The organism is Psychrobacter immobilis (assembly GCF_904846235.1).
Taxonomy (GTDB): Bacteria; Pseudomonadota; Gammaproteobacteria; order Pseudomonadales; family Moraxellaceae; genus Psychrobacter; species Psychrobacter immobilis_C.
Genome location: NZ_CAJGZN010000019.1, coordinates 16,963 through 41,154, shown reverse-complemented (window position 1 = coordinate 41,154; position 24,192 = coordinate 16,963). Strand labels below are relative to the sequence as shown.

The window sequence follows — 24,192 nt, the reverse complement described above, 5'->3', positions numbered from 1 at the left end:
TATTTGGGGCTATTATCAGTCAGTGAGACCACACCGTTTTAATGACTATTTAACACCGCTAGAAAAAGAGAAACGCTACTTTAACAAAAACCTCTTATCAGGTGTCCTAAATTAGTTGACCACTACACATCATGTATCTCAGTAAGCGGCCCTATCGCACTGCGCGCGGCACCCGAGAGACCAACACCTCGCCAAAATGGTGACTCATAAACAGCGACGTATTTGGCATGGGGCGCCATCCAAGTAGCTGTCTCACGCCACTGTCCACTTAAGTCTTGCGGTAGCGCTGGCTGAAATACTATCCGACCTTCTACCAATCGAGGCGGTAACGCAAGTAGCACATGCTGCGCTCGGAACGTCGTCACATGTCCGGTCACATGTCCAGAAGTATCTTCGCTCTGTACTTCAATATCTTGAGACGTCTTGTTCAACTGCCTTACCGTTTGACTGGTCATAATACAACTAGCATCTAGGCGAGCATATAGCGCATCAGTTAAAGCAGCCATACCACTGACTAGACGCATAGAAGGTGGTGCGCTTTTGTAACCTTGCATACGCACAGGTGGCTGATTGGCAGCGCGCTCAACCATCATATCGCCTTCTTCGAACTGCGCAAAACGTGATAAATTTAACGATTCAATAAGTGTACTTAACTGCGTTTGATAATCAGGCCAGAACCATGACGGCCCTAAATTAAATGCTGCGCTTGATTCTGCTTGATCGATATCAGTACTGTTATTAGTAGCATGCGCATCTGAATACTTAGCAACTGCAATGCGGCCACCTAAGGTATCACGCGCCTCTAGTAGTCTATACGCTATACCCTTTTGCTTTAATAAGAAGGCGGCATATAATCCACTCAACCCACCACCAACGATTACCACAGGTATGTCTTGCATATCGGATTACCCTATTTATAGACGGTTCAATATAACTTGGATACAAGGAAGCCGAGTGAAAGTAGTACAAGTAGTAAGCTAGGCGAGACTGGCACCGTACTTAATTTGTAGAGGATTGACTATAATCAAAACTACTCTGCCAATAGCTTAGTAAGCATCTCATCAATCTCAACCTTGAACTCTTTGTCTTCAATTTTATTGGCTGTGACTTTGGCATTTTGTAGGCTTTGGATAGCGGCTTCTTTTTCGCCTGTCTCAAGCTGTAGCACCGCCATAGAAAAAGCAATCGATGACATATGATCTTTTGAGTTAATGGCAGTAGCCTTGGCCAATGCTTTGTCATAAATGACCAGTGCTGCGTCCAAATCTTCTGTGAAGTCAGCAAGCGTTTCCCATTGTTCTGGATGGTCTTTATCAGTGCCCTCATTATCGGTACAAATGGCGTTTAGTTCAGCATACAGCGAATCAAATTTCTCTTGATTGCCTCTGCGATCCGCTTCTAATAACTCTTCAGCTAAGGTGTAAATGGCTTTATATATTTTGGTATTAATCATTGTTTACAACCTTTTATGGACTATATCGTGTGTGGTTAGGATTATAACGTAATTCTAGGGCGTGTCCTCATTTTAAAAATGGTGATAAAAATGAGATAAATTGCAGTCAAACAAGGAAAATAGCGCAGATCATATCGGGATATTAACCAGCTATTTAACGATGTTTGGCAAAATTTAGCCATTTTTAGCCCGTTTCGATATGATCAATTGAATTGAGGACACGCCCTAACGGCTCAGATGATTGCTACAGAGAAGAGCACGATATTTATGCGGCTGTTATTAACATCACTATGAACCTTATCAAGGTTGTTATTCATACTATAGTCGATTCAATTTAAAAGTAGTACAAGGCAACCGAGTGCAGAGGTATATTTGATACTTCAAGCGAGGTTAACGCCGTAATACTTTTATAGTGGAATGACTATATTAAGACTATATTAGGGTTAAAACTCTCGCCAGTGTAACCACAGTCGCGTATCCAGCTCAAATTGATGATACTCAGGCTCCATATGGCAGCATAATTGATAAAACGCTTTGTTATGCTCATGCTCTTTGAAATGGGCAAGCTCGTGCACCACTATCATGCGCAAAAACTCTGGCGGCGCGTCTTTAAATAGGCTAGCTACCGTGATGCTATTGTGCGATTTGAGCTTACTTCCCTGTACGCGCGACTGCGTCGTATGAATACCTAGGGCATGCTTTAAAACCTTGAGCTTACTGCTATAGCTGACATTTGATAGCTGACCAATCTTACGCATGTATTGGGTTTTTATCTCATTTATATACTGATAAAGCGCTTTGTCGCTTTGGATTTGATGCTGAGTCGGGTACTTTTTTTCCAGATACTCGCCCAACCTACCATCATTGATAAGCTGAGCAGCTTGAATCTGAATCTGCTCTGAGTAATGCGCTATGTACTTTAATTTGGTCACAAATGTATCCTTTGCTAATACGTAGATGCGTATCAGTCGATCAATTTAATCTTAATGAATTTTACCTTATATTTGCGGCGCTTGTTTGCCACTTATTTGGGATATACCCTCAACCCAAACGATAGTTATTTATAAATGGTTATTCATAAAAAAACCCATAAGCTGCGTTCAACTTATGGGGACATTTTTACTGATAGTTTCACTTAAAAAGTGTACCGGATTAACGCTCTAAATGCAGATACTGCAAATGGCGTTCGTACTGATTTAAGATATCAACCAATACTTGCTCTTTTGAGTAGCCAACCAAGTCATACTCTTGCGAGCCTTCACTTAAGAAAACTTCCGCACGGTAGTAGTACTCTGCATGCTTGGTAGATGTGCTCAATGTAAAGTTAGGACGATGAGCTTTAATCAGATTGACTTCATAAATAAAGTCATCTTCATCACCATGACCGACACGCAGTTTTAGACCGTCTACCTGACCACTATCTTGGTCCATGCCTGCATCGATACCTTCACCGATACTGGCAAGGTTTTTGGTATCCAAAGAAGTTTTGAGACCACCTGCTTTAAACTCTTTTTCGACCTCAGACATCGCTGGCATCACGACCGTATGCAAGAATTTTTCAACCTGTGCATGTCCTGGGAAACTCACAATACGTTGCAAGCGCGCTTTCCAGCTCTTCCCACTGTCCAACACATTTGCCGTGCCGATTGTACTGGCTTTACGCTTATTGCCTTCTTCTTTTAGCGACTTCCACATAGACATCATGTAGAGCACAAGAATAATAGAGAATGGTAAACCTGCAATGACAGAAACAGATTGCAATGAGGCAAAACCACCTGCAAATAGCAGTCCTAACGTAATAAGACCAGTGGCTGCTGCCCAAAACAGACGTAACCAAACAGGAGCATCGGTATCATTGGTCATACCTCTTGAGCTCAAGTTCGCTAGTACTAACGCGCCTGAGTCAGCAGAAGTCACAAAGAAAATAAGACCAATAACCACACCAGCAAATGACAATACTTCACTGTAAGGGAAGTACTCAAACAGCGCAAACATACCCATTGCCGCATCATTAACCGCGATTTCACCAAGCTCTGTTGCGCCATTAGCAACCAAGTCTATCGCTGAATTACCAAAGATAGAGAACCATGCAAAAATAAACCCAAGTGGAATAAACATCACGCCAAATACAAACTCGCGTAACGTACGGCCACGACTAATACGTGCAATAAATAGACCTACAAATGGTGCCCAAGCTACCCACCATGCCCAGAAAAATATCGTCCACCAAGATTTCCACTCGGCACCAGCAGCACCGTCATAAGCATAAACGTCAAAGGTTTTATAAATGATGGTTTGGAAATATTGACCGATATTTTGAGTAAAGGTATTTAATAGATACACCGTATTGCCCATAACCAATATGGCAAGCAACAACAGTATTGACGACAGCATGTTGAATTCAGATAGACGACGAACGCCTTTTTCGACACCTGTCATCGCAGAGATAGCAGCAGCCGCGACAACACCTACGATGATGAGCGCCTGAACCGTTTTGCTAGATTCGATACCGAACACATGGGTCAAGCCAGCATTGGCCTGCAATACCCCAATACCTAAACTGGTTGCAATACCCATCAACGTACAGACGACACCGAAGGTATCAATACCATCGCCTAACCAACCTTTGATTAAACGTTCACCAAATATCGGTGTCAACGGCGAGCGTAACGCGAGTGGCATGTTTTTGCGATAAGCAAAGTAAGCCAGCGCCATACCGATTAGTGCATAAATACCCCACCCGTGTAGACCCCAATGCAAGAAAGTCTGAGCAAGTGCTTCGCGCATGGCCTCAGCACTAGCAGGCTCTAAGCCTGTATGCGGGGTCAAATAATGCATCAAAGGCTCAGAGGCACCAAAGAACAACAGGTCAATACCAATACCCGCTGAGAACAGCATGGCCGCCCACGCTAAAAACGGAAATTGTGCTTTTTCGTGGTCTTGACCAAGCTTTATATCACCGTACTTAGAAAAACCAACAAACAACGCAAAGATACTATAAGCGGCAACCACCAACATATAATACCAGCCAAACTTGTCTGATACCCAAGTCATGCTCGCGCTCAACAAGGCCTCACTATAATCTGGAAAAGCGATGGTCCAGATTATCAATAAAATAGAAATAATAGCTGAGCCCATAAACACGGTTTTGTTTAGGGTCAGAGGTTTCGTCACATCTTGTGATGGCGAACTGTACATAAAAGACCTCAATAGGTAAATTAAATAGGGTCCGATATTGCTTTGTCCGGCATCATCTAATAGTAGACTGATGATCTATAACCGTATAACGTGGAACCAACCGCATGACGGACAAAGCAGTACCAATAAATAAAAAGCTAATAAAATTATAAACAAATTCAACCTGAACGGTATTCATTATTCTAATACGTTAGCGCTGATAGAAAAGGCCTCTACTTGGAAAGGCCCTTTTGTTGAAATTTTCTCATATCGTTATTCATTCAGTATCCTGCATGCAGGTTTATATCGCAGCCTACACCGACGAGAGATAATCGCGCATTGGCTCTGAGCGCAGCGGTGCACCATTAGCCACGTAATAATCTGCCGTTGAACGTGGCAACTGTACGCCTCTCATCTTGTCGACGATTTTTTCTGCTAACATAATAGTTGTAGCATTGAGATTACCACTAATAATGTTTGGCATGATAGACGCATCGACGACTCGCAAGCCATCGATACCATGTACCAGACCTTCGCCATTCACTACCGAATCGTTATCTTCACCCATCGCACAGGTACAAGACGGATGATAAGCCGTCTCACTATGATTGCGTACATATTCATCTAATTGAGCGTCGGTGACCAAATCATCGGTCGGTGCAATTGCGCGACCACGATAAGGGTCGAGCGCTGGCTGATGCATGATCTCACGCGTGATACGCATTGCAGCACGGAACTCTTGCCAGTCTTGATCATGTGACATGTAGTTAAACAAGATACTTGGATGCGCTTTCGGATCACGTGATTTTAGCTTGACGCGGCCACGGCTTGGTGAGCGCAGTGAGCCAACGTGTGCTTGGAAGCTATGTGATTTCACAGCACTACGGCCATCATAGCGTACAGCTAGTGGCAAGAAGTGGTACTGAATGTTTGGATGGGTGAACTTCTCATCGGTACGAATGAAACCGCCACCTTCGAATTGGTTAGACGCACCAAGACCTGTTCCATTGAATAACCATTCTGCACCAATCGCAGGCTTATTCCACCATTTATTGGCAGGCGCGATTGACACTGGCAGTTTACATTCATACTGCATATATAGCTCTAAATGGTCTTGTAAATTATTACCGACACCTGGCAGATCCAATATTTCAGTCACGCCAGCATCTTTTAGCCACTGGCCAGGACCGATACCTGAACGCTGTAGCAGTTGCGGTGAGGCAATCGCACCAGATGAGACAATCACTTCACGAGCGGCATGGAAATTTTTGGTCTGGCCTTCGTGTTCGACTTTGACACCGACGGCGCGTTTGCCGTCAAATAAAATTACATCAGTCAATGCACCCGTCAAAATCGTAATATTGCTACGTGGTTTGGCACGATCAAGATAGCCGCGAGCCGTTGATGCACGGCGACCATTAGGCGTCACGAATCGATCCATCGGACCAAAACCTTCTTGCTGATAGCCGTTTAGATCTTCGGTACGTGGATAGCCCGCTTGTACGCCCGCTTCAATCATAGCTTGGAACAGTGGATTGACCCCTGGTTTTGAGGTAGTCATTTCAACAGGACCGCCCACGCCATGATAGTCATTCTCGCCAGCGTCACAGTTTTCTAGCTTTTTGAAGTACGGTAAGCAATCCGAATACGTCCAGTCTGACAGGCCTTTTATTTTAGACCAATCATCAAAATCTAGCGCATTACCACGGATGTAGCACATACCGTTAATCAATGATGAGCCACCTAGCCCTTTGCCGCGGCCACAGTCCATGACACGGTTATTCATGTATGGCTCAGGATCTGTCTTATAACCCCAGTTATAAGTCGTCCCTTGTAGCGGCATAGCAAGCGCAGCTGGCATTTGGGTACGGAAGTCAAAACGATAATCTGGACGACCTGCTTCTAACAGCAGTACTTTAATACTGGCATCTTCGGTCAGACGCGTGGCCAGCACATTTCCTGCTGAGCCTGCTCCAACAATAATATAGTCATACTCAGGTGTGGTTGATGTCATAACATACTCCATAATATTGAAAAAACATAAATCGTTTAGGGTCAGTAAGGTGTCCTAAAAAGGCTAAATAAAAGCTAATAAGCAACCTTACTGGCTTCATTTTTCTCAATAAGATTGATTAAAAGACAGATTCAAACGCACCCAACTCTACTTGGATAGATTTGGTCTGAGTATAGTGTTCGAGTGCTTCGATACCGTTTTCGCGGCCGATACCAGAATGCTTATAGCCGCCTACTGGCATTTGTGCTGCCGACTCGCCCCATGTATTCAACCAGCAGATGCCAGCTTCTATCTGAGCAATGACTCGATGCGCGCGTTTTAGATCTGCAGTCACAACCCCAGCTGCCAAACCGTAATCGGTATCATTGGCGCGGCGAATAACCTCTTCTTCGGTCTCGTACGTCAATATCGACATCACTGGGCCAAAGATTTCTTCGCGTACGATAGTCATATCGTCCGTGCAATCAGTGAATACTGTCGGTGCGACAAATGCGCCGTTTGCAAGCTCGTTCGTTGTAACGCGCTCGCCACCTGTTAGCAGACGTGCGCCGCCTTTTTTACCTTGCTCGATATAACCAAGCACGCGCTCCATGTGCGGGAAGCTCACCAGTGGACCCATATTGATGTTCTCGTCCATAGGGTCGCCTAGTTTAATACGCTCAACACGGGTTAGGATGGCTTGCTCAAACTTCGCTTGTAGCGCTTTCGGGACAAATACGCGCGTACCATTGGTACATACCTGACCAGTACTGTAGAAGTTGGCCATCATAGCGATGTCAGCAGCGGTATCGATATCTGCATCATCAAATATGATCAATGGTGATTTGCCGCCAAGCTCTAAAGTTACGTCTTTTAGAGATGAGCTTGCCGCGCTCGACATGACTTTTTTACCAGTCGGTACGCCACCTGTGAACGATACTTTTGCGATATCTGGGTGTTCAGTTAGCGCTTGACCCACTTCATAGTTACCTTGCACCACGTTAAATACACCGTCTGGCAATCCAGCTTCTGTCAATATTTCTGCCAGTTTTAGTGCCGTCAATGGTGTCACTTCTGATGGCTTAAAAATCATCGCATTACCAGCAGCCAGTGCAGGTGCTGCTTTCCACATCGCGATTTGAATCGGATAGTTCCATGCGCCAATACCTGCGACCACGCCAAGTGGTTCGCGACGAGTATAGACGAAGCTAGTATCACGCAATGGAATCTGACGACCCTCAATCATCGGTGCCAGACCTGCATAGTATTCAACGACATCAGCGCCAGTAACGATATCGACATACTTCGTCTCAGAGTAGGCTTTACCTGTGTCTTTGGTCTCAAGTAGTGCCAACACATCATTGCGATCGCGCAATATCTCAACAGCCTTTGATAAAATGCGACCACGCTCAACTGCTGTCATCGCCGCCCAAACTTTTTGACCTTTATGTGCGGCTTTTACCGCCTCGTCAATTTGCTCATTGCTGGTTTGCTGAATCGTTGCCAATACTTCACCAGTGGCTGGATTGATATCTTCAAAAGTAGTCAGCGTTTCATCAACAGCCAGATAGCGACCATTGATATAAGCTGTTTGTACTTGGCCTAAATCGATAATATCTGTCAAATTATTAATATCAGTCATAAATTCTCCTCAGGACGATTGGCAAAATCAGCTATAAATAGGCTCTTACCATATAATGTCGTCGTTAGTTAAGTTTCGAAACTTAGGTCTTTAACGAAAGTTAGTCTTTAAATAGTGGGTGGTGTATCAAAAAGTATGCTAGCGATAAAAGTCAATAAGAAATCCATGCTAAGTTCCCTGATTCTATAGGGCTTTAAAGGCTTCAAAAATTGTTCGAATTTTAATCAGCATACTTTTTGATACACCACCAAATAGTGAAATAAAAATTATTTTATAAATCAGAATCGTTTTATAAATTAGTATCTTCTTATAAATCAAAGTCTCGTTGTGTCATTTTTATCAAGCGATCACGTAATGACTGTTTGTCTGCGATATCGATACCTGAAAAGTCTGAGAGCCAAATACCGTCAGCGACAAGGCGAACCATACATAACGTCTCGGTATTATCCGTTGCTGCATGTTTTTTGAGTTGCTCATTCGCCCACTTAGCCCACAACTCACGCAGCTCACTATCGCCTAGCATCAGCACATATAAGGTCGCTTGATTGTCATACTCTTCCTGCCCTTGCTCGCCGAGGCTGATAGTGGCATCTATATAAGCCCGGGTAAATGAACCGTACTTAACAGGGTCGTCAGCCATTGCTGCGTTTACTTCTGCCTCAAACTTAGCCATTGCATCATTAAACACTTCTAGCACGAGTGCATTTTTGGTAGAAAAATGATGCATCACCCCACCCTTTGTCACCCCAACCGCATCAGCGACTGCCTGAAACGTCACTTTAGATAAGCCCTGCTCCAATGTGATACGTGCTGCTTGATCTAACAACGCACGACGAATGACTTCTGGCTGTTTTTTACGCTTATAAGCATTTTCCATATCAATGCACCACAGAATTAGACAATAAGTTCATCACAACAACACCGCCGACGATCATCGCGATACCGACCACTGCTGCTGTATCAAGATTTTGCTTGAATAGCACCACACCAACAAGCGATGTCAGTACGATTCCGAGTCCGCCCCACAGCGCGTACGCAATACCTAGCGGTATGGTCTTAAGCGTCTGAGCCATTAGATAAAATGAAACCGCATAGAGCGCGCCCATCATCAAAGTTGGCACCAAACGGGTGAACTGCTCTGACTTCATCAAAAAAGTAGTGCCGATCACTTCACAAATGATGGCAATGGCTAAGTAACCATAAGCAATAGTAGTAGGACTCATCTTTAGAACACCCGCTTTCGTTCAACGCATGCTATGAAAAAACATAGCAAAGAAACCACATGGTCGGTATTTTATAGAAATCTACTGCCAATGTGAAGGGCTGTCTTGCAACTTTATTGTGTCAAACGGTATCGCACCACCCTTGTATTCAAAAACACAAAGCCTTAAATCCAGTTTTACTTTGCCGAATCTACGTCTGGTTCTATATTCTTATCGTTTGTCCAGGTGCCGTATAAAATTTTCTGAAAATATTTTTTATTTCTAAAGCACATTTTATTTTTAAAACACATTTATCGTCATTTTCTATTGAGTTCTGCCTTGAAATAGCCTATCTGATAAGGGATAGGCGTTAATTTTCAATAATTGCGATAATATTTATAATTAAACGCATAATAAGGTTGACAGCCTGTAGTGACTTGGCTAAAATGTGCCCCACATAACGCAAACAAGCTAATTAACTGCTTTAATATAAAGCGTCAATAACTTGCTGTTATGACCAGCTATTCTCCAATAGCTCAGTTGGTAGAGCAACGGACTGTTAATCCGTGTGTCCCTGGTTCGAGCCCAGGTTGGAGAGCCATATACTAAAAACCTTCATCATAATTTGATGGAGGTTTTTTTATTGCTGTGTCTTTTATATTTACTTCTAATAATATTAGCACGGCTGTGGTGTTCTTTTAGACATTTTTGTTGTATGGTAAGATTAGTTTCGATTGGGTTCGTTTTTGTTTGAGTGCTTCGCTCTTACTCACTAAAAGTAATGGTTTATTATGATACCTGTACGTATAAAAAATAAGTTTTCTGATCATCCGCAAAAAATCATGCGCCCGATTAGTATTCGTTTGTCTGAAGAAATGATTGGCCTATTAGAAACGACGTCATCAGACTTGGGCTTTAAGCGCATTCAAGGGCTTATTCGTCTTTATATTCGTCAGGGCTTGGATCGTGACCATCAGGATTATACGCTTGCCCATGATGAAGTATTCATCGAAACGCTACGCAAGCGCGGCGTTAGCCAACATATTATTGATGAAGCGATTGTAGTGACGCATAATAACAACATCACTCATCCGCTATCTGAGTTACAAGACAACGATTAAACAATTAATAATATCGTTGCTAATTAATAGTATCGCTGCTAAATAGTATTAAAATAAAAAGACCAAGTTTGCTAAAGCGAGCTTGGTCTTTTTTGTGGCTGTTATAAAAGTTAAAGCATTATTGATATTTTTCTAACTCTCCTCTTGTTATGCCCTTCTTCCATCTAATCTACAATAAATACGTTTTTAAGTACTCTGCGATATTTGCGACTGTAGTTAGCCATAACTAAACACAACAGATGTTTAAACAAGGTATATTAAGGATATAGTCGTGACTATTTATAAGGTTTCAACATAATAAAGATCTGCAAGGAGGGGTACGATGACGGGCTTACATCAGTGTTTCAACAAAACTTTGTTTTCAACCATGACGGTAGCAATGCTAGTGATTGCGACTGGCTGCTCATCGCCGCAGACTGACCCAAGTAAGACAACCATACCGACAGACTCAGACCAATGGCAAAAAAAGTTAGGGCAAACTTTTGAGCAGTTGTCTGAGGCCGATCAACAAGTACTCAGCCGATATATGCTGCGTATGAAATTGAGCGATGCTTATGAATCAGGAGCCATGCCGCGCACCACTATCAAGCAAGCGCTGATACAACAGCGTGAATACGAGCGTCTGCATCCAAACAACCCAACGGGTAAGAAAAGCCCTATCGTCAAAGGTCAGGCAGCTAATGCTACTGCACAGATGTATCCTGTCGCCCTGCTTCCTGTGAAAACCAGTGATAGCGATAGCTTAAATCAAGTCAAAATGCAGTTTATTCTATCCAATCATGGCAAAGGCGCGATAAAAAGTTTTAAAGGAACGCTGACCATGAAAGATGCCAATCTTACAAAGGGCAAAAACTTTAATGTGCCTTTGACAACGTTTGATCCACCTATCGCACCAGAACAGTCTGGCAAGGTCATTATTGAAAGCAGCATTGAGGATATCAATGTCATGCGCGCTATCAAAAATGCTAGTGGCATCACTATCGAGATTAATAAAGGCACGCTTGCCTTAGTAGATGATCAGACAATCGAATTTGAAAACTCACTGGTGAAGTAGCTGTACAACCTACTATTGAGTATTTTATAGAAGGTACTAATTAATACTTTTATCAATACCATAAAAAAAGCCCCAATCATTGCTGATTGGGGCTTTTTTGAATTTGGCGGAGACGGAGAGATTCGAACTCTCGAAGGGCTATTAACCCTTGTCGGTTTTCAAGACCGGTGCATTCAACCGCTCTGCCACGTCTCCATTGGTGCATCATTATATAGATATCATTTTATAATGCAAGCCCCTAATCTAAAAAAATTCAATTAATTTTCGAATACTTGTAAATTGGAGCATTATCGCTTGCTTGAGGCCAGATGTAAGCACATATCGAGCAGCCTATTGGCATAGCCCCATTCATTATCGTACCATGCAAAAACCTTATATTGACCGCCTACTTGCATAAGCTGCTGACCATCAATGATAAGCGACTCAGTCTGATGGATAAAATCACTAGATACCAATGGCTCATCGGTATAAGCCATAATGTCATGCAAATGTGCCTGACTGGCAGATTTAAGTACCTCTCGTACTGTCTCGACATCGACATCTGGCGTATCAAATACAAAGGTGACATCAATCGCAGCCACATCGATAGTGGGCACCCGTATCGAATGACCATTTATTTTGCCGACCATGGCTGGTAGCACCCGTTCTGTCGCAGCGATACTACTGGATGTCGTTGGGATAATATTGTAGCCAGAAGCACGCGCCCGTCTGGGATCTCGATGCGCTTGATCGAGCACCGTCTGATCGGCGGTAACTGCATGAATCTCTGTCATCATAGCGGACTTGACGCCGAACGCTTTATCCAATGTGTCAATCAGCGGCACCAGTGCCTGCGTGGTACAAGAAACGCTGGAGATAATCGGTAAATCAAGCGTGAGCGCATCTGTATTGACCCCCATAACGATACAAGCATCCACATCATCGAATGGTGCTGCACCAATGATTACTTGCTGTGCGCCTGCATGGATGTGTAGCGTCGCTTGCTCATACGAGCGAAAATGCCCAGTACACTCTAAAACCACATCGACCCCTAGCGACTGCCAAGGTAGGTTTTGTGGATTGGGCTCTGAGAGCATATTAATGCAATAGGTCAGATTGTTTTTGGTGAGACAGAGCTCAGTCTTGCTCATATCACCTGACTCACTCTCTACAATCTCAGCATTGACCCCTAATCGACTGAGGCGGCCATGTGTGCTGTCAAACTTCAATAAATGCAATAAGATATCCGCTGGCGCTAAATCATTAATTGCCACTACATGAATCGCACGGCCCAACACTTCAAAGCGCTCTAACAAAGCACGAAGTACATTGCGCCCTATACGACCAAAACCATTGATAGCCACTCTCAATGGCTGTGAGTGCTCACCAGTGGTACGATACGTCGCCGCTATCGGGTCAGAGGTCAATTGATAAGTAGCGCTCGAAAAATCAGGCATAACATCGGACATAAAGGGTATCGCTATAAATGGGGGTAAAAACTGAGCGTTATCACGTTGAGTGCGCTAATGATTGCTGAATACTAAAAAATAGTAAAATTAAAGCCTATAAAAATAAAGGTAACAAAGTTATAGGCAATAAAATTATAGGCAGCAAAACTATGGGGTGATAAAAATCAATGCGAGGCGAATGGTATTGTAGTCAATGCTTTGCTTGAGATGATCATATATCGGACGCAGCTTGATGCTACCGTCATCATTGAAGTCATTTGGATTATTGGCGACTTTAATGGCGACATAGGCATTACCTACGGCTGTCATCACCTCATCATCTGGACGCAGATGATCGCAGGCAAGACTCGGATCTTGTGATTTTAGCTCACCGATATGGCGCATGATGGTCGATTGTGACAATTGACGTGCTTCTGAAATCTCCGCAATGGTCAAACTCTCCTCCAATAACACTCGGGTTGCACGCAAGGTGCTTTCTGACTTATCAGAGACCTGATTGCCCTGTTTTTGCTTTTTATCTATTTGCGCTTGCTGCTGTTCGCGGCGCTTTTTTTGCAGCGCGGCATAGGCATCAATCACGGATTGACTGAGCGTACCACCTGACTTTAAGACAAACTTCTCATGTGCCTGCTGCATGCTTTCTTCATCGAGCATGGCATAGTTGGCATCAGCTTCGTCAGACAGCACCAAAAATCGCTTGTCTGCGCCGCGTGCTAATGGATCAAGTTGCAAGCTCATGTCATTCATACCCAGCAGCTGCAATCCTGCCAGCGACTTGAGACGTGACAAGGCCACATAGCCTTGCCCAAGCTCAAAGGTACGCGATAAATCAATCTCAGCCGCGTCAAGGGTCATGCCTTGCGATTTATGAATGGTGATTGCCCATGCTAGACAGAGCGGTACTTGTAAATAACTTGCCAGCACATCGCCCGTTTCATCTTCGATGATCCATTCTTCAGGCTCAGCGATGACTTCACGTCCGGAGTTTAGTCTAACCACAGGCATTTTTTGCGTCGCCGCTTTCTTTGCTTTTGGCTTATCGGCTTCTTTTTTAGCAGCACTTTTTTTACCCTTGGTCGTCTGTTTATCCGTGGTTTCGTCAGTATCTTCACGGTCCGCATCAATGTTATTTTCGATCAATGCCTCACTGTTGTCTTTACTGTCATCCACTTTGACGGCAGCAAAACCAATCAGCTCACCCATCGTCCCATTAGACACGCCAAGCTCGGCATTGTTTTTGATAAACATGACCTTTGAGCCAACTTTTAGAATCAACTCATCTTGCGTACGTACGGTTTTTTTCAAGGTTTCAACCAGCTTGCTATCGCCAGTGGTCGTCGCCTCAAAGCGCATCATCTCGCCATCTAGAGACGCTAGTTCTTTGTCATTGATTTTATTGACATTGAGATTATGCGTGTAGAGACGGGTACGCTTGATATCGACGCTTTGGTCATGCGTGTTCTCTAAAGCGGCAATCGCCTCAAACGTCACTTCCTGACGACGGATTTGATTGAGAATATCATCTAGATCAAGCCCGCCATTCGCCGCGTCACTGACTTGTCTATGCTGCTCAGACAAGTAGCAAATATGGAATTTGGCATCGAGCCACGCCTCAGACATAAAGGCAAATTTTTCACGATTGCTCTCGCCCTTGCTACCGATGGGCGGCAGCTGAAAAAAGTCTCCTGCGACAACGACTTGTATACCACCAAAGGCTTTGTTATTTTTGCGGACATGCTTGAGGACTTGGCTGACCAAGTTAAGCTGCTTGGCATGTAGCATTGATATCTCGTCAATGACCAAGACCGCTGTATCCTTCAACCTGTCTGCTAAAAACTGCTTGCGTGACAAGGTGGATAAATCTCGATCAGTCAGCTCATCTTTGATACCGATACCTGACCAACTATGTATCGTCGTACCGTTCATGTGCGTGGCAGCAATACCGGTACTGGCAGTCACCGCAACAGGCACACGGCGAGCGCGTAGATAATCAATATATTGATTGAGCGTATAGGTCTTACCTGAGCCTGCTGAGCCCGTTAAAAAGACATTTTGACCTGTTTTTAAGATATCGAGAGCAGAAGATTGACGCATAGATTCAAACCAGCCAGTAATGTGAAAAAAGAGAATAATAAAACCATCATCATAATGGAAAAAAACGCAACATTTGCCTAAAATCACCTAAAATTTGCAGGCTGTGCAACCTTGAGGTATCGACAATAAAACAAACAATTGTCAATAGAATATAGATAAAAAATGCTTTATTTTTTATAAATGCAAAAAATCAATAGCTTATCTTTTAATTTTGTCCGTAAAGTATCTGCTTTGATCATAAGTACCAAGCCTATGCATTCTAGGCTTTACAGCAATAAAATCATGGCCATTAAAGCAAACTTCCTGTTATGTGTTAACTCATCAGTCATTATAAAATTTTAGTATGATTATCAGCAGAAGCTGAGTAGTATGGAACGTGTACAGAGAGCAATTGATGTTAATCAATCACAACATCAACTGATATTGTTTTGCGATAACAGATATTAGGATAGATAAAATTGCGCTTGTATTATCCGATAAAACAAACAACACAACAAGGAGTGTTTCATGCTGTATGCAAATCCCAATACGGAAGGTAGCCCTGTTCAGTTCCGCGAAAAATACGATAACTTTATTAATGGTGAGTGGACCGCTCCTATCGATGGAGAGTATTTTGATAACACAAGCCCCATCGATGGTAAAACTATTTGCCAAGTCGCCCGCTCAAAAGAAGCCGATATTGAAAAAGCACTAGATGCCGCACATGCTGCCAAAGATGCTTGGGGTAAGACCAGTGTTACTGAACGTGCCAACTTGTTACTCAAAATTGCTGACAGCATGGAAGCCAACCTAGAAGCGATTGCGATTGCCGAATGTTACGAAAACGGCAAACCTGTTCGTGAGACACTCGCAGCCGACATCCCTCTAGCCATTGATCACTTCCGTTATTTTGCCAGCGCCATTCGCGCACAAGAAGGCGGTATCAGTCAGATTGACGAAGACACTGTGGCTTATCATTTTCATGAGCCACTTGGTGTCGTCGGTCAAATCATTCCTTGGAACTTTCCTATCCTAATGGCCGTATGGAAGCTAGCACCTGCCCTTGCTGCTGGTAACTGTGTCGTTCTAAAGCCAGCCGAACAAACGCCAGTTTCTATTCTGTTCATGTTAGAGACCATCGGCATCGCTGATATTTTACCAAAGGGTGTACTGAACGTCGTCAATGGCTTTGGGGTCGAAGCGGGTAAGCCACTTGCGTCAAATCCGCGCATCAATAAAGTTGCCTTTACAGGTGAGACTACCACTGGCCGCCTCATTATGCAGTACGCGAGCGAAAACATCATTCCAGTGACGTTAGAGCTTGGTGGCAAAAGCCCTAACATCTTCTTTGCCGATGTTATGGATGAGGACGATGACTTCTTGGACAAAGCGGTCGAAGGTCTAGTGATGTTTGCACTGAACCAAGGTGAAATCTGCACCTGTCCATCGCGGGCACTCGTTCATGAGAGCATCTATGATGAGTTTATCAAACGCTGTATCGCCCGTGTCGAGGCCATCAAAATGGGCAACCCACTCGATACCGACACCATGATTGGCGCGCAAGCCAGCTCAGACCAACTAGAGAAAATTTTATCTTATCTCGACATCGGTAAAAAAGAAGGCGCAAAAGTGCTCGTCGGCGGAGAGCAAGCTAAGCACGATGGCGACTTGACAGACGGTTACTACGTCAAGCCAACGATCTTTGAGGGCACCAACGATATGCGCGTGTTCCAAGAAGAGATCTTTGGACCTGTCCTTGCCGTGACTACTTTTAAAGACGATGACGAAGCCATGCAGATTGCCAATGACACCTTGTATGGTTTAGGCGCTGGTGTATGGACCCGTAGTGTACACAAGGCATATCGCTTCGGACGTGGTATCCAAGCAGGCCGCGTATGGACCAACTGCTATCATATTTATCCATCACATTCGGCGTTCGGTGGTTACAAACAATCTGGTATCGGACGTGAAAACCATTTAATGATGCTCGACCACTATCAGCAAACCAAAAACATGCTGGTGTCGTACAGTCAGAAAAAAATGGGCTTCTTCTAAACCATCATTTCTAATCATGGAGCGGGTTATCACAAGTGTTACATAGCCCGCTCGCTACAACGATCTAAATAAAAAACTGAGACGAATTTTTATATCCTCTAATGCGCTTAGGCGCACAGCAGGAAAAATTTGTAGCAGTCTTGCGTTCAAAATAAGGTGTTTGCATATTTTGAATGCAATATCGCAACAACTTTTTATATCAACATTTATCAATCACCCATAAAAGAGAGCTTATTATGACTAACAAAATGAAAGCCGCTGTATTACATGAGTTCGGTCAAGACTTAAAAATCGAAGAAGTCGACATTCCAACCGCAGGTGCTGGGCAAATAGTTGTCAAAATGCACGCCTCAGGCGTCTGTCATACTGATTTGCATGCGGTTGAGGGGGACTGGCCTGTTAAGCCAAGCCCACCATTTATCCCAGGCCATGAAGGTGTTGGCGTGATCACGGCGGTCGGTGACGGCGTAACTCATGTCAAAGCAGGTGACCGCGTTGGTGTGCCATGGCTATACTCTGCTTGTGGTCACTGTACGCATTGCTTGGGTGGCTGGGAAACCTTATGTAAAAAGCAAGAAAACTCTGGTTACTCAGTGAACGGTAGCTTTGCAGAATACGTCCTTGCAGATGCCAACTATGTTGGCATTATTCCTGAGAGTGTCGACTCCATTGAGATTGCCCCTGTTTTATGTGCGGGCGTCACGGTATATAAAGGTCTTAAAATGACCGACACCAAGCCAGGCGACTGGGTTGTTATTTCAGGTATCGGCGGCCTTGGTCACATGGCTGTACAATATGCCATTGCCATGGGGCTCAATGTTGCTGCTGTTGATATTGATGACGAAAAACTTGAATTCGCCAAAAAGCTGGGGGCAACAGTGACGGTAAATGCCAAAAATACAGACCCAGGCGAGTTGCTACAAGAAGAAATCGGTGGCGCTCATGGCGTGTTAGTCACTGCAGTATCATCAAAAGCTTTTGATCAAGCCTTAAGCATGTTACGTCGCGGTGGTACTTTAGTATGTAACGGACTCCCCACTGGCGACTTCCCGGTGTCAATCTTTGATACTGTACTCAATGGTATCACCATACGCGGCTCTATCGTTGGCACACGTCTTGACTTACAAGAGTCGCTAGATATGGCAGCGGCTGGCAAAGTCAAAGCGACCGTCAAAGCTGAGCCATTAGAGAACATCAATGATATTTTTGAGCGGATGCGTAATGGCAAAATCGAAGGTCGTATCGTCATCGACTATAATCAATAACGGATAGTAAAATGACAGTGTTATAAGCTTATTACGTAGTTATTCCAACTGTCAATTATCAGCCGAAGGTCGTATCTTTTTAGTCATATGCCAGTTGTGATGTGTCTGAAGATGATGCGACCTTTTTGATTTGACTGTGGCATACTGATACTAGAGAGCAATTATATAAACCATGGATGGGCCATAAGAAGGAGTACGATATGAAACTGGCAGCAACAGAGTCGTGTAAGGCGTTGATTGAGCTACTAAAGTCCAAGCATGGAAAGCTGATGTTTCATCAGTCAGGTGGCTGCTGTGATGGTAGCTCGCCGATGTGCTATCCATTAGGAGAGTTTAAGGTAGGCGGTCAGGATGTGCTGGTTGGTGAGCTTGTTGACTGTCCATTTTATATGGGACGCGCACAATACAATCTATGGCAGCATACCGATTTGACCATTGATGTCGTCAATGGTCGCGGTGCGAGTTTTTCGTTAGAAATCCCTGAAGGCAAACGCTTTATCGTACGCTCAGAAATCTGTGCGATATAAGGACGTTTGACGCAACATTAAGTAGCATTAATTCCAGACGATGTACCGAATATAACAGTCTTAGCTTGTCCTACGATATTGACGCAAACAGATACCGCAGAGTCATTTTTATTTTATTATTTCAGCAGAATAATAGTTACTGTAAAGCGTACCCTATTTTAATTAGCATGGATGCTATAAGGAATATAAAATGGAATTTGACACAACATTTGACTATGTCATCGTCGGAGGAGGTTCGGCGGGTTGCGTGCTCGCTAGCCGTCTCACTGAAAACCCAAATATCAGTGTTTGTTTATTAGAATACGGCGGTGAGGGCAAAGATCTAGTAGTACGTGTGCCTGCTGGACTTATTCTGATGGTTCCTGGCAAACCGCTCAAACTGAACAACTGGTGCTTTCACACCACCCCGCAAGAGCACCTTAATAACCGTAAAGGTTTTCAGCCGCGTGGACAATGTTTGGGCGGATCATCAGCTATCAATGCCATGATCTATACACGTGGTAGTAAGCTAGATTATGAGCGCTGGGTGGAGCAAGGCTGTACTGGCTGGGGATTTGACGATGTACTGCCCTACTTTATCAAAGCTGAAAACAACGTTCGTGGTAGCGATGACCTACATGGTGATAGCGGGCCGCTGCATGTTAGCGACCTACTCAGTCCACGAGACATCTCAAAAGCATTCGTAGAAGCTGCGATTGCCAACGGCCTAGATCACAACCCTGACTTTAATAGCGAAAAGCAAGACGGTACAGGGTTGTATCAAGTCACTCATTTCCATGGTGAAAAACAAGGTCAACGCTGCTCCGCTGCGGCCGCCTATCTACATCCTGTACAAAACCGTGCCAACCTGACTGTTATCACTCATGCACAGGCTAACCGCGTCATTATCGAAGACAATCAAGCGACAGGCGTCGTCTACGAAAAAGACGGTGTCGAACATACTGTCACGGCGCGTCATGAAGTCCTATTATCAGGTGGCGCATTTGGTTCACCCAAAGTCCTGATGCTCTCAGGTATTGGTCCTGCAGATCATTTGCAGTCTCATGGTATCGATGTAGTGGTAAATGCACCTGAAGTCGGTGGCAATTTGCAGGATCACTTAGACGTCGTCTTTGATTACGAGGTCAATACTACTGACGTCATCGGTATTGGCATGGCATCGATTTCGACATTGACCAAAAGCATTCGGCAGTGGAGAAAAGACGGTACAGGGTTACTGTCTACCAACTATGCAGAGGCGGGTGCGTTCTTTAGCGTCGGTGATGACCCAAAAGAGTGGCCAAACACACAGCTGCACTTTGTCATCTCGCGCGTGATAGAGCACGGTCGCGATCTCAGACGCGGATTTGCTGTCTCTTGTCACAGTTGCTACTTACGGCCTGAAAGTCGAGGTACTGTCAGATTGGACTCAGCCGACCCCTCCGATGCTGTCTTGATCGATCCAAACTATCTGTCGCATCCAAAAGACGTAGAGTACATGGTAGCTGGTGCCGAGCGCACTCGAGCCATTATGCAAGAGTCCGCACTCGCTAAGTACATCACTGAAGACTACCCTGCCCCTTACCTCGAAAAAGACGGTATGCTCGGTTATATCCGAAATAAATCTGACACCATTTACCATCCAGTAGGTACTTGCCGCATGGGCTCAGATGACAGCTCTGTGGTCGATTTAGAATTAAAGGTACGAGGTGTGAGCGGATTGCGAGTTATCGACGCTTCAGTGATGCCAACGCTTATTAGCGCCAATACCAACGCGCCAACTATCATGATTGCCGAAAAAATAGCCGATTTAATTAGAACAAATCATAGCCCTGTTTAACACTGTATTGGGTAAACGGCTTATAGCTGATTGCTTTAAAGAGACATAACTTTATTCTTTCTAATTGTTTACACTTAGTAAAATTGTAACTGGTTAGCAATCTAGAAGTATGTCTCTTAATTATTTAGATTTAACAAACATAAAGCCATAGAATCTAGTATTTAATATCTTATTGATGCTAAATACGGCAAAACCGTACATTTTTTATCAAAATTAGTCTATTTATAGCTTGCATTATCACAGATTAAGAGAGTATATTCGAACGACTTATTTATATTTTTAGTTTCCATCTATATAATTTAAAGTTATAACAACCTTTAATATGTTTTATTTTGTATATATAAAATACTGCATAGATAGATACTTTAGAGGTCACTAAACGCTTTCTCATCGTATTCATGCTCGAGTACGAACATATGGATACATGAGTACCTACCTACCATTACATAGGATGTAATAATGCAAAAATCACTCTTCAAACTTACGATGTTGGCGACGTTTGTCTTAGGTATCAGCGCCTGTAGTGGAGACAACAAAACCACCAACGATTCTGCTGCTAGCTCAGATGCCAAAGCCGCCAAAACATTGCTATATTGCTCAGAAGGTAGCCCTGCTGGATTCGATCCAGCGCAATATACTTCAGGTACGGATTTTGATGCGAGTGCCTTCCCTATTTATAATGGCTTGGTAGAATTCAAAAGAGCGGAAACTGAGATTCAACCAGGACTTGCGGAGAGCTGGGATATTAGCGAAGACGGCAAGACTTATACCTTTAATCTACGCAAAGGGGTTAAGTTCGGTACAACTGACTACTTTACTCCAACTCGCGATTTCAACGCAGATGACATTGTCTTTACGCTAGAACGTATCACTGACCCAGACTTTGAATTTAACAAAGCTTATCCTGCTGAATTCCCATATTCGGTCGGCATGGGGCTACCTGATATTATCTCTAATATCGAAAAGGTTGACGACTATACGGTAAAAATTACCCTTAGCGAAACCAATGCGCCGTTCCTACAGAACCTAGCGATGCCTTTTGCTTATATTGGTTCTGCTGAGTACGCAGATCAATTGCTAGCCTCTGGCAATGCTGCTGATATCAATACTAAGCCAGTCGGTACTGGACCTTTCGTCTTTACCTCATATCAAAAAGACGCGCAAATTCGTTATACCAAAAACCCAGACTATTGGAATAAAGACGACATCTATATCGACAACCTAGTGTTTGTCATCACTAAAGACTCGGCAGTTCGTGCACAGAAAGTGCAAGCTGGCGAATGTCATGTGTCCGCTTATCCAAAACCTGCCGAAATCGAATCTGTCAAAAAATCAGGTAAGGCCACTGTTCTCGATCAGCCTGGCTTCAACGTCGGCTATGTCGGTTATAACGTAGAAAAACCTCAACTGAGCGATCTTAAAGTGCGTCAAGCATTAGATATGGCGATCAACAAAGACGCTATTATCAATGCGGTTTATCAGAGCGAAGGCCTCAAGGCAACCAATCCAATGCCGCCAACGCAGTGGGGCTATGATGAGTCACTTAAAGATGCGCCTTACGACGTCGAAAAAGCAAAAGCACTAATCAAAGAAGCTGGCGCGGATAATCTTTCTATCAATCTATGGTATATGCCAGTTCAGCGTCCGTACAACCCAAATGCCAAGCTAATGGCTGAAATGCTACAAGCAGATTGGGCGAAGATTGGCGTCGATACCAAGCTTGTGACTTATGAGTGGGGCGAGTACCTAAAACGCGCTGCTAAAGGCGAGCCTGATGTCATTCTAGCCGGCTGGACTGGCGATAATGGTGATCCAGACAACTGGCTTGGCTCATTACTGTCTTGTGACGCAGTCGGTGGCAATAACTACTCGCGCTGGTGTAACAAAGACTTCGATAATTTGGTGACCAACGCCCGTCAGATTAACAATCAAGATGAGCGTGTCAGTGAATACGAGCAAGCTCAGCAGATATTCAAAGAGCAGCTTCCTTGGACGACAATGGCGCATTCGGTAGTGACGGTATTCACCGCACCAAATGTGGTCGATTATAAAATCAGCCCACTTGGCTCAATACGCTTCGATGGTGTAAAAGTTGAATAACCTTGACTGATTAATTCCGTTACGACATTCGCGATTTATTCATTTTATTCATTTATATAAATTCGGCTGGGTCAGATACTCTGCTCCAGCCGAATTTATATAAATGATATGAACAATATGAATTAAGCGCTTTGTCACGGATCTCTTCATCATCGCTAATACTCTAATCATTGAACCACAACTATTGAGCAGCCCATGCTACTTTATATTCTGCGTCGTATTGCCATTTTAATACCCGTCTATCTTGGCCTAACGCTATCGACTTTCACTCTGATTCGTCTCGTACCCGGAGATGCCGTCGAGATTATGATGGGCGAGCGTATGGTCGATCCCGAGCTACATGCTCGTGCGTTAGAAAGGCTAGGATTAGACAAACCGCTTGTTGCCCAGTATTGGGATTATTTGACTGGTATCTTAACGGGTGATTTTGGTCAGTCCTTTCGTACTCGTACGCCCGTATTACAAGACTTCTTTGCCCACTTTGTTCCGACTTTAGAGTTGGCATTATGCGCTATTGTCATCGCTAGTGTCACTGGTGTCAGCTTAGGCATCTTTGCTGCCTTGCGCCGTGGTACATGGATTGATTACACCCTAATGTCAGGCGCGTTGGCAGGATACTCTATGCCCATCTATTTATTGGGCCCCATCCTGACTGGTATCTTCGCTCATTATTTAGGTCTTTTACCCGTCGCTGGGGTGATATCTGTCGCACAGTTTTTAGATGTGCAGCCACTGTATGGCTCATGGTTACTTGGCTCACTAAGCTCGGGAGAGCCTGGCGCGTTTTGGAACGTGGTCAAACACTTTATCTTACCTTCTATCGCCTTATCGACCATTCCGTTGGCGATGATTGCGCGGATGACACGCTCTGCGATGCTAGAGGTATTGGATGAGGACTATGTGCGTACAGCGCGAGCCAAAGGCTTATCTCCACGCCGAGTGATACTGGTCCACGTAATGCGTAACGCCTTGATTACTGTGGTTACGGTCGTCGGCCTACAGATGGCGACGTTGCTTGCGGGCGCGATTATCACTGAGACTATCTTTAGCTGGCCGGGCGTTGGTAATTGGCTCCTCGATGGATTTTTCACTCGTGACTACCCTATTGTACAAAATGGTATCTTATTGGTCGCCACCGCTCTGATTTTGGTTAGTTTATTTATTGATATTTTGTATGGTCTGATCAATCCACGTATTCGCCATACTTCTTAATTTAACATTAATAAATACTCACATTATAAATAGTGATGATTGGCGCTCAAG

18 protein-coding genes and 2 tRNA genes are annotated in these 24,192 nt (G+C 44.0%); 9 read left to right on the top strand and 11 right to left on the bottom strand.

The genetic code is table 11. The features are described 5' to 3' along the window. Positions 1–122: 122 nt before the first annotated feature. The 8 genes from JMX07_RS11835 to JMX07_RS11800 all read right to left on the bottom strand — a co-directional run bounded on the left by JMX07_RS11835 (position 123) and on the right by JMX07_RS11800 (position 9,488). Positions 123–899 (bottom strand): FAD-dependent oxidoreductase, encoded by a 777-nt coding sequence (locus JMX07_RS11835; protein WP_201608128.1) that lies wholly within the window; start codon positions 897–899, stop codon positions 123–125. A gap of 131 nt (positions 900–1,030) precedes the next feature. Then, a complete protein-coding gene (locus JMX07_RS11830; protein ID WP_057761099.1) occupies positions 1,031–1,453 on the bottom strand; it encodes a hypothetical protein in 423 nt (140 codons plus the stop codon). A 443-nt stretch (positions 1,454–1,896) separates the two neighbouring features. Further along, the gene (locus JMX07_RS11825) at positions 1,897–2,385 is read right to left on the bottom strand and encodes a M48 family metallopeptidase (protein WP_201608126.1); all 489 of its coding nucleotides are present in this window, start codon (positions 2,383–2,385) and stop codon (positions 1,897–1,899) included. Positions 2,386–2,605: 220 nt separating this feature from the next. Then, complete coding sequence (gene betT, locus JMX07_RS11820) at positions 2,606–4,651, bottom strand: choline BCCT transporter BetT (protein WP_191114027.1); 2,046 nt, start codon at positions 4,649–4,651, stop codon at positions 2,606–2,608. A gap of 292 nt (positions 4,652–4,943) precedes the next feature. Next, a complete protein-coding gene (gene betA, locus JMX07_RS11815; RefSeq protein ID WP_201608124.1) occupies positions 4,944–6,644 on the bottom strand; it encodes a choline dehydrogenase in 1,701 nt (566 codons plus the stop codon). A 118-nt stretch (positions 6,645–6,762) separates the two neighbouring features. After that, on the bottom strand, positions 6,763–8,265 hold the full coding sequence (gene betB, locus JMX07_RS11810) for a betaine-aldehyde dehydrogenase (protein ID WP_201608123.1): 1,503 nt from the start codon (positions 8,263–8,265) through the stop codon (positions 6,763–6,765). 307 nt (positions 8,266–8,572) lie between these two features. Beyond that, entirely contained in the window at positions 8,573–9,142 is a 570-nt protein-coding gene (locus tag JMX07_RS11805; protein WP_227684820.1) for a TetR/AcrR family transcriptional regulator, read from the bottom strand. Position 9,143: 1 nt separating this feature from the next. Next, positions 9,144–9,488 (bottom strand): DMT family transporter, encoded by a 345-nt coding sequence (locus tag JMX07_RS11800; protein WP_101206331.1) that lies wholly within the window; start codon positions 9,486–9,488, stop codon positions 9,144–9,146. A 504-nt stretch (positions 9,489–9,992) separates the two neighbouring features. Between JMX07_RS11800 and JMX07_RS11795 the strand changes: the two genes are divergently transcribed. From JMX07_RS11795 to JMX07_RS11785, 3 genes are all read left to right on the top strand, one after another. Continuing rightward, positions 9,993–10,068 (top strand) — tRNA-Asn (locus JMX07_RS11795). 190 nt (positions 10,069–10,258) lie between these two features. After that, positions 10,259–10,588 carry a hypothetical protein gene (locus tag JMX07_RS11790; RefSeq protein ID WP_057761113.1) on the top strand — a complete coding sequence of 110 codons (330 nt, stop codon included), beginning with the start codon at positions 10,259–10,261 and terminating at the stop codon, positions 10,586–10,588. A 322-nt stretch (positions 10,589–10,910) separates the two neighbouring features. Next, on the top strand, positions 10,911–11,642 hold the full coding sequence (locus tag JMX07_RS11785; RefSeq protein WP_201608121.1) for a hypothetical protein: 732 nt from the start codon (positions 10,911–10,913) through the stop codon (positions 11,640–11,642). Between the two features lie 104 nt (positions 11,643–11,746). On the opposite strand, the gene JMX07_RS11780 is transcribed toward JMX07_RS11785, so the two are convergent. The 3 genes from JMX07_RS11780 to JMX07_RS11770 form a co-directional block, all read right to left on the bottom strand. Beyond that, positions 11,747–11,837, bottom strand: a tRNA-Ser gene (locus JMX07_RS11780). A 92-nt stretch (positions 11,838–11,929) separates the two neighbouring features. Beyond that, positions 11,930–13,078, bottom strand: a complete 1,149-nt coding sequence (locus JMX07_RS11775; protein WP_227673244.1) for a type I glyceraldehyde-3-phosphate dehydrogenase — start codon at positions 13,076–13,078, stop codon at positions 11,930–11,932. A 159-nt stretch (positions 13,079–13,237) separates the two neighbouring features. Continuing rightward, positions 13,238–15,184 carry an AAA family ATPase gene (locus JMX07_RS11770; RefSeq protein WP_201608119.1) on the bottom strand — a complete coding sequence of 649 codons (1,947 nt, stop codon included), beginning with the start codon at positions 15,182–15,184 and terminating at the stop codon, positions 13,238–13,240. Positions 15,185–15,691: 507 nt separating this feature from the next. Between JMX07_RS11770 and JMX07_RS11765 the strand changes: the two genes are divergently transcribed. The 6 genes from JMX07_RS11765 to JMX07_RS11740 all read left to right on the top strand — a co-directional run bounded on the left by JMX07_RS11765 (position 15,692) and on the right by JMX07_RS11740 (position 24,141). Then, the gene (locus JMX07_RS11765; RefSeq protein WP_102093685.1) at positions 15,692–17,218 is read left to right on the top strand and encodes an aldehyde dehydrogenase family protein; all 1,527 of its coding nucleotides are present in this window, start codon (positions 15,692–15,694) and stop codon (positions 17,216–17,218) included. 236 nt (positions 17,219–17,454) lie between these two features. Continuing rightward, positions 17,455–18,483 (top strand): alcohol dehydrogenase AdhP, encoded by a 1,029-nt coding sequence (gene adhP / locus JMX07_RS11760; protein ID WP_185156614.1) that lies wholly within the window; start codon positions 17,455–17,457, stop codon positions 18,481–18,483. Between the two features lie 200 nt (positions 18,484–18,683). Further along, on the top strand, positions 18,684–19,010 hold the full coding sequence (locus JMX07_RS11755; protein ID WP_201608117.1) for a DUF779 domain-containing protein: 327 nt from the start codon (positions 18,684–18,686) through the stop codon (positions 19,008–19,010). Positions 19,011–19,200: 190 nt separating this feature from the next. Beyond that, positions 19,201–20,829, top strand: coding sequence for a GMC family oxidoreductase (locus JMX07_RS11750; RefSeq protein ID WP_201608116.1), 1,629 nt, complete (start codon positions 19,201–19,203; stop codon positions 20,827–20,829). A 459-nt stretch (positions 20,830–21,288) separates the two neighbouring features. Then, positions 21,289–22,929, top strand: coding sequence for an ABC transporter substrate-binding protein (locus JMX07_RS11745; protein ID WP_201608115.1), 1,641 nt, complete (start codon positions 21,289–21,291; stop codon positions 22,927–22,929). A gap of 195 nt (positions 22,930–23,124) precedes the next feature. Beyond that, a complete protein-coding gene (locus JMX07_RS11740; protein WP_201608114.1) occupies positions 23,125–24,141 on the top strand; it encodes an ABC transporter permease in 1,017 nt (338 codons plus the stop codon). Positions 24,142–24,192: the final 51 nt, after the last annotated feature.